This window comes from Pseudomonas sp. DrBHI1 (assembly GCF_002205115.1).
Taxonomy (GTDB): domain Bacteria; phylum Pseudomonadota; class Gammaproteobacteria; order Pseudomonadales; family Pseudomonadaceae; genus Aquipseudomonas; species Aquipseudomonas mosselii.
The window spans coordinates 17266-29258 of record NZ_NIBE01000088.1 but is presented as its reverse complement, the minus strand read 5'-3'; the positions used below and the strand labels follow the sequence as shown (position 1 = coordinate 29258).

The window sequence follows — 11993 nt, the reverse complement described above, 5'->3', positions numbered from 1 at the left end:
CGCCTTCCTCGACGAGATCGCCCGCCAGTACGTGGTCACCGCACGGGCCAAGGGCCTGAGCGAGCGCCGGGTGCTGTACGGCCATGTACTGCGCAACGCCATGCTGCTGGTGGTGGCCGGCCTGCCCCAGGCATTGATCACGGTGTTCTTCGCAGGATCGCTGCTGATCGAAGTGATCTTCTCCCTCGACGGCCTCGGGCGCATGAGCTACGAGGCAGCGGTGTCGCGGGACTACCCGGTGGTGTTCGGCACGTTATTCATCTTCACCCTGGCCGGGCTGCTGATCCGCCTGCTGGGCGACCTGTGCTACACGGTGCTCGACCCGCGCATCGACTTCGACGCGAGGGGCCGCTGATGTTCTCGCCCATCGCCCGGCGGCGCCTGCGGCGCTTTCGCGACAACCGCCGCGGCTGGATCTCGCTGTGGCTGTTCGCCGGGCTGTTGCTGTTGAGCCTGGGCGCGGAACTGGTGGCCAATGACAAGCCCTTGCTGCTGGGCTACCAGGGCGAGCTGTACACCCCGGCGCTCAAGCGCTACACCGAGCAGCAGTTCGGCGGGCAGCTGCCGTTCCAGCCCGACTACCGCAGCCAGTACGTGCGCCAGTTGATCGAGGGCCAGGGCGGCTGGATGCTGTTCGCGCCCATCCCGTTCAGCGCCGATACCCCCAACTACGACCTGCAGGTGCCCACCCCCAGCCCGCCCAGCGCGAGCAACTGGCTGGGCACCGACGACCAGGGCCGCGATGTGCTGGCGCGGGTATTGTATGGCACACGGGTTTCGCTGTTGTTCGCCTTCGCCCTGACCCTGCTCAGCGTGCTGATCGGCGTGACGGCCGGTGCCCTGCAGGGCTACCACGGTGGCTGGGTCGACCTGTTCGGCCAGCGCCTGCTGGAAGTGTGGTCGGGATTGCCGGTGCTGTACCTGCTGATCATCCTGTCAGGATTCGTCGAGCCGGATTTCTGGTGGCTGCTGGGGATCATGGCGCTGTTCTCCTGGCTGACCCTGGTCGATGTGGTGCGCGCCGAGTTCCTCCGTGGGCGCAACCTGGAATACGTCAAGGCCGCTCGCGCACTGGGACTGTCCGATACCCAGGTGATGCTGCGGCATATCCTGCCCAACGCCCTCAACGCGACCCTGACCTATGTCCCCTTCATGCTCACCGGGGCGATCACCACCCTCACCGCGCTGGACTTTCTCGGCTTCGGCATGCCCGCCGGCAGCGCTTCGCTGGGCGAGCTGGTGACCCAGGGCAAGCAGCACCTCGAGGCGCCGTGGCTGGGCTTTACCGCGTTCTTTGCCCTGGCGCTGATCCTGTCGTTGCTGGTATTTATCGGCGATGCGCTGCGCGAGGCGTTCGATCCCCGCTCATAGCCTTACCTCGGTCACTGCAGGAGCGGCCCTATCGCGACACAAGGCCGCTCTACAGGGGCGCACGACACTTGTCTCAACGGATACGTCTTCCATGCACGACAACCTCAAGGACTACCCCCAGGTCCGCCAACTGGCCATCCGCTCGCTGTTCGAGATCATCGAGCAATCCAGCGAAGGCACGGTGATCGTCGACCGCCAGGCGCGCATCGTCTGGATGAACGAGCGCTATGCCCGACGGTTCGGCCTGCAGGACGCCGCCAGCGCCATCGGCCAGCCCTGCGAGGCGGTAATCCCCGGCAGCCTGATGCGCGAGGTGGTGAGCAACGGAAAGCCGATCCTGCTGGACATGCTCGACACGCCGAACGAGCCGCTGGTGGTGATGCGCCTGCCGATCCACGACGACCAGGGCGCGCTGATCGGCGCCATTGGCTTTGCCCTGTTCGACGAGCTACGCAGCCTGTCGCCCTTGCTCAAGCGCTATGCCAGCATGCAGCAGGAACTGGCCTCGACCCGCTCGCAACTGCGTGCGCGCCAGGCCCGCTACAGCTTCGCCCAGTTCGTCGGCAGCAGCCCGGCCTGCCTTGAAGCAAAGCGCCGCGCCCGCCGCGGCGCGACCAGCGACTCACCGGTGCTGCTACTCGGCGAGACCGGCACCGGCAAGGAACTGCTGGCCCACGCCATCCACGCCGCCTCGGCGCGCGCGCACAAGGCGTTCGTCAGCATCAACAGCGCGGCGATCCCCGAAGCGTTGCTGGAGGCCGAGTTCTTCGGCACCGCACCCGGGGCCTTCACCGGCGCCGACCGCAAGGGCCGCAGCGGCAAGCTGCAACTGGCCGAAGGCGGCACGCTGTTCCTCGACGAGATCGGCGACATGCCCCTGGCCCTGCAGAGCAAGCTGTTGCGCGTGCTGCAGGAGAAGGAATACGAGCCTGTGGGCAGCAACCAGATGCTGCGCAGCGATGTGCGGATCATCGCCGCCACCTCCATCGACCTGCAGGCGGCGATGGCCCGGGGAGCGTTTCGTACCGACCTGTACTACCGGTTGAATGTGCTGCCGGTGCAGGTGCCGCCGCTGCGCGAACGCCTGGAGGACCTGCCGGCGCTGTGCGAGGCGATTCTTGCCGAATTGGGCAGCCAGTATGAGCTGGAGGCCGAGGCCCAGGCACTGTTGGGGCGCCATGCCTGGCCGGGGAATATCCGAGAGCTGCGTAATGTGCTGGAACGGGCGACCCTGCTGGCCGACCAGCCACGGCTGGGCGTGCATGATCTGACAAACGCGCTGGGACCATTGAGCCCGGTGGCCGAGACGGCACCGCAGTTGGGGTACCGGGAGGCCTGTGCGCAGTTTGAACGCGGGCTGATTGTGCGGGCCTTGGGGCGCACTGGCGGGAATGTGCCGGAGGCAGCGCAGGCATTGGGGCTGGGACGGTCGACCTTGTACAAAAAGATGGTTGCGCTGGATATCGAGTCTCAATAAGGAGATATGTATCTCTTTATTGAGACCAGCGCGATGGTTGCGCCCGCGGCCGCCGACAAGGCGCCTGCCACATGGCGTACCGCAATCCACTGTGGGAGCCGGCTTGCCGGCGATGGGCCGCAACGCGGCCCCACTTTCTCAAATTCGAGACATCGATCTTTATAAATTCAAGATAATTCAATAATTTCAATGACTTAACAAGTTGGCACAATTCCCGCTACTGGTATTCCAACCATAAAAACAACAGTTGGAGATCCCCTTAGGATGACCGTGCTCATCGCCCTCGCTGCCCTGGCCCTGCTGATGCTCGCCGCCTACCGCGGCTACAGCGTGATCCTCTTCGCCCCCATCGCCGCCCTTGGCGCCGTGCTACTCACCGACCCCGCCGCCGTGGCCCCGGCCTTCACCGGGGTGTTCATGGAGAAGATGGTCGGCTTCATCAAGCTCTATTTCCCGGTATTCCTGCTCGGCGCCGTGTTCGGCAAGCTGATCGAGCTGTCGGGCTTCTCACGCTCGATCGTCGCCGCCGCCATTCGCCTGCTCGGCACCCGTCAGGCCATGCTGGTGATCGTGCTGGTCTGCGCCCTGCTTACCTACGGCGGCGTGTCGCTGTTCGTGGTGGTGTTCGCGGTGTACCCGTTCGCCGCCGAGATGTTCCGCCAGAGCGACATTCCCAAGCGGCTGATCCCGGCGACCATCGCCCTGGGCGCGTTCTCCTTCACCATGGACGCCCTGCCCGGCACCCCGCAAATCCAGAACATCATCCCCAGCACCTTCTTCAACACCACCGCCTGGGCCGCGCCCTGGCTGGGGCTGATCGGCACGCTGTTCGTGTTCTGCGCCGGCATGCTCTACCTGCAACGCCAGCGTAACAAGGCCCAGCGCAAGGGCGAAGGCTACGGCAGCAACCTGCGCAACGAGCCGGAAACCGCCGACGACATCGCCCTGCCCAACCCGTGGCTGGCCCTGGCGCCGCTGCTGCTGGTGGGGGTGATGAACCTGCTGTTCACCCACTGGATCCCGCAGTGGTACGGGGCCAGCCACACCCTGCAGTTGCCGGGCATGGCCACGCCAGTGCAGAGCGACGTGGCCAAGCTCACGGCGATCTGGGCGGTGCAGGCGGCCCTGCTGGTGGGCATCCTGATGGTGCTGGTGTGCGCCTTCGGCACCATTCGCCAGCGCCTGGCCGAAGGCACCAAGAGCGCCGTGAGCGGCGCCCTGCTGGCGGCGATGAACACCGCCTCGGAATACGGTTTCGGCGCAGTGATCGCCTCGCTGCCGGGCTTCCTGGTCTTGGCCGACGCCCTGCGCGGTATCCCCAACCCGCTGGTCAACGAGGCCATCACCGTCACCCTGCTGGCCGGCATCACCGGCTCCGCCTCCGGCGGCATGAGCATCGCCCTGGCGGCCATGAGCGACAGCTTCATCGCCGCCGCCAACGCGGCGAACATCCCGCTGGAGGTGTTGCACCGGGTCGCCGCCATGGCCAGCGGCGGCATGGACACCCTGCCGCACAACGGCGCGGTGATCACCCTGCTGGCGGTGACCGGGCTGACCCACCGCGAGGCCTACAAGGACATTTTCGGAATTACCCTGATCAAGACCCTGGCCGTATTCGTGGTCATCGCCACGTTCTACGCCACCGGCATCGTATGAAGGAGAACAGCATGACGCTCAAAGGCAAGACCGCACTGGTCACCGGTTCCACCAGCGGCATCGGTTTGGGGATAGCCCAGGTGCTGGCCGAGGCCGGTGCCAATATCCTGCTCAACGGCTTTGGCGACCCGGCGGGCGCCATTGCCGAGATCAGGCAGCACGGGGTCAAGGTGGCCCACCACCCCGCCGACCTGTCCGACGTGGCGCAGATCGAGCAGATGTTCGCCTTGGCCGAACGCGAGTTCGGCGCGGTCGACATCCTGGTCAACAACGCCGGCATCCAGCACGTGGCGCCGGTCGAGCAGTTTCCGGTGGAGGCCTGGGACAAGATCATCGCCTTGAACCTGTCGGCGGTGTTCCACGGCAGCCGCCTGGTCCTGCCGGGCATGCGCGCGCGGGGCTGGGGGCGGATCGTCAACATCGCCTCGGTGCACGGCCTGGTGGGCTCCACCGGCAAGGCCGCCTACGTCGCCGCGAAGCACGGCGTGGTCGGCCTGACCAAGGTCATCGGCCTGGAGACCGCCACCAGCAACGTCACCTGCAATGCCATCTGCCCGGGCTGGGTGCTGACCCCGCTGGTGCAGAAGCAGATCGACGACCGCGCCGCCAATGGGGGCGACGCGCAGCAGGCGCAGCACGACCTGCTGGCCGAGAAGCAGCCCTCGCTGGCCTTCGTCACGCCCCGGCATCTCGGCGAGCTGGTGTTGTTCCTGTGCGGCGAGGCCGGCAGCCAGGTGCGTGGCGCCGCCTGGAACGTCGATGGCGGCTGGCTGGCCCAGTAAGCGGCTAAAGTGGAGTAAGGACACCCTGACGCCGGATGATCAGGGTTACACGTTTTTTGTAGGAGCGAAGGGCTGCGTAGCAGCCCCGCCGATTGGTGCGTCAACGCTGAAACCCTGGGGCCGCTGCGCGGCCCTTTCGCGACGCAAGGCCGCTCCAGGGATTGCGCTTGCCTGTTATCAGACCAGTAGCCATTACCGAGGGTCCCGGCATGAACGACGTCCTCTGGCGCCCCTCCACCACCCGCATCGAAGCGAGCCGGATGGAAGCCTTCCGCCGCCGGGTCAACCGGCGCTTCAACCTCCAGCTCGACAGCTACGCCGCCCTGCACCGCTGGAGCATCGAACAGCGCCCACAGTTCTGGCAGGCCCTGGCCGAGTACTTCCATGTGCGCTGGCACACGCCACCGGCAAGCATCCTCGAGGAAGGCGAGCACATGACCGAGGCCCGCTGGTTCCGCGGCGCCACCCTGAATGTCGCCGAGCACCTGCTGCTACGCCGCGACGACCGCCCGGCCGTGGTGGCCCTGCGCGAGGACGGCGCCCGCCACAGCCTCACCCACAATCAACTGGCCGCCCAGGTCGCCGGGCTGCAACAGGCCTTCAGGCACGCCGGCATCCAGCCCGGCGACCGTATCGCCGCAGTGATGCCCAACACCTGGGAAACCCTGGTGGCCATGCTCGCCGCCACCAGCCTTGGCGCGGTCTGGTCGAGCTGTTCGCCGGAGTTCGGCACCCACGGCATCATCGACCGTTTCGGGCAGATCGCGCCCAGGCTGCTGGTGGCCTGCGCCGGTTATCAATATGCCGGGAAGGTCATCGACCAGGTGGAGAAGATCAACCAGGTCGTGGCCCAGCTGCCGAGCGTCGAGCAGTTGCTGGTGGTGCCGCACACCCGGCCGCAGACCCGTGCCGATGAGTTCATCGGTACACCGACGACCCTGTGGGCCGACTACTTCACGCCCGGCGGCACGCCGGCCTTCACCGCGCTCCCCTTCGACCATCCGCTCTATATCCTCTACTCCAGCGGCACCACCGGCGTGCCCAAGTGCATCGTCCACCGTGCCGGTGGCGTGCTGCTGCAACACCTGAAAGAACACGGTCTGCACAACGACCTCAAGGCCGACGACGTGCTGTTCTACTACACCACCTGCGGCTGGATGATGTGGAACTGGCTGGTCAGCGGCCTGGCGGTCGGCGCCACCCTGGTGCTGTACGACGGCTCGCCGTTTCATCCGGGCCCCGAGCGCCTGATCGACCTGATCGACGCCGAAGGGATCCATGCCTTCGGCACCAGCGCCAAGTACCTTGCCGCACTGGAACAGGCGAGCGTCGAACCGGCAAGCTCCCACCGCCTCGACAGCCTGCGGCTGATCCTCTCCACCGGATCGCCCCTGTCACCACACAGCTACGACTATGTATACGCCAAGGTGAAGCCCGACGTGTGCCTGGCGTCCATGTCCGGTGGCACCGATATCGTCGCCTGCTTCGTGCTCGGCAACCCGCTGCTGCCGGTGCGCCGCGGCGAAATCGCCGGCAAGGGCCTGGGCATGGCGGTGGACGTGTGGAATGAACAGCGGCAATCGATCACTGGCGAGAAAGGCGAGCTGGTCTGTACCCAGCCCTTTCCTTCGATGCCGCTGGGGTTCTGGGGGGACGACGATGGTAGCCGCTACCATGACGCCTATTTCAGCCAGTTCGAGGGTATCTGGTGCCAGGGCGACTATGCCGAGCAGATCCCGGGCGGCGGCCTGGTGATCCACGGCCGCTCCGATGCCGTGCTCAACCCCGGCGGCGTACGCATCGGCACCGCGGAGATCTATCGCCAGGTGGAAAAGGTCGAGGAGGTACTGGAGAGCGTGGCCATCGGCCAAGACTGGCACAACGACGTGCGCGTGGTGCTGTTCGTGCGCCTGCGCGACGGCCTGCAACTGGACGACGCCCTGCGCCAGCGCATCCGCCTGGTGATCCGCCAGTACACCACGCCGCGCCATGTGCCGGCGGTGATCGCCCAGGTCGACGATATCCCGCGCACCCTCAGCGGCAAACTGGTGGAGCTGGCGATCCGCAACGTGGTGCATGGCCTGCCGGTGAAAAACACCGATGCGCTGGCCAACCCCGAGGCGCTGGAGCAGTTCCGCGACAGACCGGAGTTACGCTGAGGACGCCATCAGGCATAATGTCGACCTTTTGCCCCCGAAGCACAGGTAAGCCCATGAAAGCCCAAGCCCGCCACATCCTGGTCAAGACCGCTGACGAAGCCGAAAAGCTCAAGCAGCGCATCGCCAACGGCGAGGCCTTCGACGTGCTGGCGAAGAAATTCTCCACCTGTCCGTCCGGCAAGCGCGGCGGCGACCTGGGCGAGGTGCGCCCGGGCCAGCTGGTCGGCGCCATCGACCAGGTGATCTTCAAGAAGCCCCTGCGCGTGGTACACGGGCCGATCAAGAGCAAGTTCGGTTATCACCTGGTGCAGACGTTCTACCGCGACTGAGCCTCATCGGCGCGGCGCCTTTGCAGCAGCGCCGGCGATTGTTCGCCACTGGCGACCACGCGCTCCAAGCCTTCCTGCACGGCCAGGCTGGCGCTTTCCATGTCGGCCACTGCCTTGAGCATCGCTGCGGTATTGCCGCTGGCATGGGCATCAATGGCGTCGAATGCGCAACGGTGCACGGCGGCATGGGGCGCGTCGATGTCCTTGTATCCTGCAAGATGTGCATAGTGCAGGGCCCCGTCCCCCTCGCGATACCACTTGCCCAAGCGGCAAAGGGTATGGTCGGTAAAGTCCGCGCCGCGCTCCTGCGAGACCCCGAACAGCACCTTGTAGACGCGGAACTTGTAGATCAGGTGGTCGAGCTTGGCCAGCTCGCAGAAACTGCGCAGTGCCGACACCGATGCCGAACCCTCCGCCACCGTCGACATGTCCAGCAACTGGCGCATGGTACTGGCCGCCGTCTGGCCAACACCGCTGTACGATGACGAATGCTCGGCCAGGCTGGCGATATGCCCGCGGCTTTGCGCACTGTCGGCTCGAATGGCCGAGACCAGCGTGCCGATTTCGGCAGTGGCGTCCGCCGTGCGCCTGGCCAGGGTCCTGACTTCATCCGCGACCACGGCAAAGCCGCGCCCGGCATCCCCGGCCCGCGCCGCCTCGATGGCCGCATTCAGGGCCAGCAGGTTGGTCTGGTCCGCCACCTCGCGGATGATCTCCAGCACACCACCGACCTGCTGGGCTTGGTGATCGAGCCTGCCAACCTTCTCCGACGCCTCGCCGGAGGCATCGGCCAGTTGCTCAAGATTGGTCGCGATGGCATCAATGCTGGCCTGGTTGCTGCTGGCGATACCCTGGATGCGGATGGCGTACTGCCTTTCCTGCTCCATGCTGTGGGCGAGGCTGGCGAACGAGGTCTGGGTCATTTCCAGGGAATGCGAGAATGCCGAGAGGTTGCCGGCCAGGTGGGCGAGCACCTGGTTCTCCCGTGCCAGTTCCGTGGCCTTCGATTCTGCCTCGCGGGCGCGCTGCTCCCACGCCGCCAGCTGTGAGCGGCTACGTTCGAGCGCGAGGTTCAGCTCCTTGATCTGCGGGTCTTGCCGACCTGCCTTGCTCCACCACTTCACACCACGCTCCCGGGATAGACCCACCTATTGTCACCCGGCGCAAAAGCGCCGGGCAGAAACAGGGAAAGGTCTCAGCAAGCGCACAGTGCGGCAATACTCAGCTGCACTGAAAAACAGCGGATCAACGACGAGCCGCGAGCAGGCCAAGCCCCGCGCACCCCAGTAGCGAGGCACTGACCCGGTTGAACAGCCGACGTGGCTCGGGCCGTTCGAACCAGCGCTGCAGGTAGGCGCCGAGCCCGGCGTAGATGGCGATAGCCGCCCACTCCAGCAGCAGGAACAGCACGCCCAGCTGCAGGAACTGCTCGCTCACCGGCGTGGCGCTGCCCACCGAGACGAACTGCGGCAGGAAGGCGGTGAAGATAAGAATGGCCTTGGGGTTGCCCGCCGCCACCCAGAACTCCTGGCGCGCCAGCTTCCAGGTGCCGCGCGGCTGCTCGCCGGCCACCACCGCCTCGCCGACCGGCGCCCGCCACAGCTGCCAGGCGATATAGAACAGGTAGCCAGCGCCCAGCACCTTGATCGCCAGGAACAGGTACTCGCTGGTGTGCAGTACCACGGCCAGGCCCATGGCAGCCAGGGCAATCATGCCGCTGAAGGCCAGCAAGCGCCCGGCGCCGGCCACGCAGGCGGTGCGCAGGCCGTAACGGCTGGCGTTGTGCAGGGACAGCAGGTTGTTGGGGCCCGGCGCCATGTTCAGGGCGAAACAGGCGGGGATGAACAGCAGCAGGCTCGACAGGTCCATTATTCTTCTCCAGCGGTGACCGTCGCAGCGTCGCGCCCGGCGGGCAGGCGCGTCAAGCACAGTGGCACGTTAAATGGCCGGAACAGCAGGCACGCGCTAGACTGGCGCCCTGCGCTCCCCTCCAGGCCCTCTCGCCATGACCCCATCGAGCAGCGAAATCTGGCACGACCCGGCCCTGCCCTACGTCGAGAGCCGACGCGCCTGCCACAGCCGTGCCTGCTACAAGGCCCACAGCCACCCGAGCTTTTCCATTGGTGCGGTGGATGCCGGTCATAGCCGCTTCACCGGGGCCGGCGACGGACAGGTGCGGCTGGCACCCGGCACCTTGGTGTTCGTGCCGGCCCAGCGGGTGCATGCCTGCAACCCCGAAGCCGGACAGGCCTGGAGCTACCAGATGCTGCACCTGGACGCCGATTGGCTGCGTTGCCTGCGCCTGGAGTCGGGGATTGCCGCCGACCAACCCAGCGCGGCGGCCCGGATCAGCCGTTCGGCAGCTCTGTACCGGCGGTTTTGCACACTGAACACCCTGCTGTTTTCCAGGGCGACGGCGTTCGAGAAAGAGGCGGCACTGGTGGCCTTTCTCGGCGACAACGACTTCTCCATCCATCCGCACCTGCCACCTGCGCCGCCCTTGCCACCTTCGACACTCCGCGACCTGCTGGGCCATGCCGAGGAGCAGACGCTGGCCGAACTGAGCCTCGACCGCCTGGCACGGTTGGCCGGCATGGGGCGCTATCAATTGATCCGCGCCTTCAGCCTCGCCACCGGCATGACGCCCCATGCCTACCTGCTCAACGCCCGTGTAAACAAGGCTCGGCAACTGTTGCGCCAGGGCCAGCCGCTGGCTGAAGTCGCCTACGGCCTGGGCTTTGCCGACCAGAGTCACTTCCAGCGGGTGTTCAAGGCGCATGCCGGGGTAACACCGGGGACATACCGCGCAGCCTTGCAATAATCTTCAATACCCGCCCTGTCGCCCCGCCACAGACTGCGGCTTCCTGTCCCTGGAAGCCCGACCATGCAACTGTTCCTGCTCATCGCCACCGCCCATTTCCTCGCCCTGCTCTCGCCAGGACCGGACTTTTTCCTGGTGGCCCGGACCTCGGCCAGCGCCGGCTGGCGGGTGGCCAGTGGCGCCTGCGCCGGCATCGCCCTGGCCAATGGCGTGTTCATTGGCGCGGCGTTCGCCGGGGTGTCGTTCCTGCGCGACGGCAGCCCGCTGTTCGTCGCCCTGCAACTGGCCGGCTGCGGCTACCTGCTGTACATCGGGCAACTGTTCCTGCGCCATGCTGGAAAGAGCGGCCTGACGGGTGCCGCCGCCCATGCTTCATCCCACGCCGGCAGCTGGCTGAACAGCCTGGGCATGGGCTTCGCCTCGGGCATCCTCAACCCGAAGAACGCGCTGTTCTACGCCAGTCTGGCCAGCATGACCGCCAGCAGCGGCGCCCTGGCCAAGCTGGCCTATGGCATGTGGATGTTCGCCATCGTCCTGGCCTGGGATCTGCTGGTGGCCGTGGCCATCGGCAATCAGCGGGTGCTGCACCGCTTCGCCCGCGCCCTGCCCTGGCTGGAACGGACTTCGGGGGTGATGCTGATCCTGCTCGCCAGCGGCGTGCTCATGCACCTGGCCCTGGGCTGAGCAACGTCAGCCCCCGCAGCTCGAGCAGGCTGAAGTGACCACGGCTCCAGCCGCCGGTGTCCAGGTGCCAGACGTTGCCCAGCACCTTCACCTCCAGCACTGGCGTATGCCCGACCAACAAGGCACGCAAGCCCTTCACCAGTCGGCTGTCGCCCTCCTTCAGGCGCCGTCGCGACCACTGGCACACCTCGCGCACCTCGGGGTCATCCCCAGCCTGCAGGTTCACGCATAGATGCTCCCAGTCATCGAACGGGCTGTCAGCGTGTAGCAGCCCGACCGGACCGTTGGGTGTGTCGACCTGCAACGCGATCGGCAGTCGCTCGAACGCCTCGACGAAACGCGCCTGCTCTGATTTCGGCAGGTCGAGGAACCAGCCGCCGCCGGCCGCCCGGTACATGTCCAGGTCAACCCGCCCGCCGCGCAGGTGATTGACCGCCAGTGACTCGTGGTTGCCCTGCACCGCGTGGAACCAGGGCTTGGCCAGCCATTCCAACGCCTGCGGGCTGGCCGGCCCGCGGTCGACCAGGTCACCGACGCTGAACAGGCGGTCCACCGCCGGATCGAATTCGACGGCCTCGAGGCATTCCTGCAAGCGTTCGAAGTGCCCGTGAATATCACCCACGGCCAGGTCACGCCCGCGGGTATTGGCGGTCATCCGCCGAAAAGCGCTCATTGCATCAGTCCTCTGCTTATGCCCCGTACCGGCGTAAAATA

Annotated in this window: 12 protein-coding genes and 1 pseudogene; 9 read left to right on the top strand and 4 right to left on the bottom strand. The window is 66.3% G+C overall.

All coding sequences use genetic code 11. The features are described 5' to 3' along the window. The 7 genes from CC207_RS27760 to CC207_RS18225 all read left to right on the top strand — a co-directional run. Window positions 1-355 (top strand): ABC transporter permease subunit (locus CC207_RS27760; protein WP_256582113.1); only part of this gene is annotated, 355 nt, incomplete at its 5' end. Next, on the top strand, window positions 355-1371 hold the full coding sequence (locus CC207_RS18250) for an ABC transporter permease (RefSeq protein WP_028688957.1): 1017 nt from the start codon (window positions 355-357) through the stop codon (window positions 1369-1371). The genes CC207_RS27760 and CC207_RS18250, both read left to right, overlap by 1 nt. 91 nt (window positions 1372-1462) lie before the next feature. After that, window positions 1463-2848: a sigma-54-dependent Fis family transcriptional regulator gene (locus CC207_RS18245; protein ID WP_028688958.1), complete on the top strand. Its 1386-nt coding sequence runs from the start codon at window positions 1463-1465 to the stop codon at window positions 2846-2848. 264 nt (window positions 2849-3112) lie between these two features. After that, entirely contained in the window at window positions 3113-4504 is a 1392-nt protein-coding gene (locus tag CC207_RS18240; protein ID WP_088852526.1) for a GntP family permease, read from the top strand. An 11-nt stretch (window positions 4505-4515) separates the two neighbouring features. Continuing rightward, complete coding sequence (hbdH, locus tag CC207_RS18235; RefSeq protein WP_028688960.1) at window positions 4516-5286, top strand: 3-hydroxybutyrate dehydrogenase; 771 nt, start codon at window positions 4516-4518, stop codon at window positions 5284-5286. 209 nt (window positions 5287-5495) lie between these two features. Continuing rightward, the gene (locus CC207_RS18230) at window positions 5496-7445 is read left to right on the top strand and encodes an acetoacetate--CoA ligase (RefSeq protein ID WP_069016738.1); all 1950 of its coding nucleotides are present in this window, start codon (window positions 5496-5498) and stop codon (window positions 7443-7445) included. Window positions 7446-7498: 53 nt separating this feature from the next. After that, window positions 7499-7774 (top strand): peptidylprolyl isomerase, encoded by a 276-nt coding sequence (locus tag CC207_RS18225; RefSeq protein WP_008095636.1) that lies wholly within the window; start codon window positions 7499-7501, stop codon window positions 7772-7774. Here CC207_RS18225 and CC207_RS28390 read toward each other — a convergent pair. The 3 genes and pseudogenes from CC207_RS28390 to CC207_RS18215 form a co-directional block, all read right to left on the bottom strand. After that, window positions 7762-8202: a CZB domain-containing protein gene (locus CC207_RS28390; RefSeq protein ID WP_232108865.1), complete on the bottom strand. Its 441-nt coding sequence runs from the start codon at window positions 8200-8202 to the stop codon at window positions 7762-7764. The genes CC207_RS18225 and CC207_RS28390 overlap by 13 nt on opposite strands. Window positions 8203-8256: 54 nt before the next feature. Next, window positions 8257-8496, bottom strand: a pseudogene (locus CC207_RS28385) (methyl-accepting chemotaxis protein); the annotation flags it as partial. Window positions 8497-9019: 523 nt separating this feature from the next. Next, window positions 9020-9643 carry a LysE family translocator gene (locus tag CC207_RS18215; protein WP_088852525.1) on the bottom strand — a complete coding sequence of 208 codons (624 nt, stop codon included), beginning with the start codon at window positions 9641-9643 and terminating at the stop codon, window positions 9020-9022. 136 nt (window positions 9644-9779) lie between these two features. On the opposite strand from CC207_RS18215, the gene CC207_RS18210 reads away from it, so the two are divergent. Beyond that, window positions 9780-10595: an AraC family transcriptional regulator gene (locus CC207_RS18210; RefSeq protein ID WP_028688963.1), complete on the top strand. Its 816-nt coding sequence runs from the start codon at window positions 9780-9782 to the stop codon at window positions 10593-10595. Between the two features lie 63 nt (window positions 10596-10658). Then, window positions 10659-11279, top strand: coding sequence for a LysE family translocator (locus tag CC207_RS18205; RefSeq protein ID WP_088852524.1), 621 nt, complete (start codon window positions 10659-10661; stop codon window positions 11277-11279). Here CC207_RS18205 and CC207_RS18200 read toward each other — a convergent pair. Next, window positions 11257-11952: a metallophosphoesterase gene (locus CC207_RS18200; RefSeq protein WP_088852523.1), complete on the bottom strand. Its 696-nt coding sequence runs from the start codon at window positions 11950-11952 to the stop codon at window positions 11257-11259. The two genes, CC207_RS18205 and CC207_RS18200, sit on opposite strands and share 23 nt — an antisense overlap. Window positions 11953-11993 lie beyond the last annotated feature (41 nt).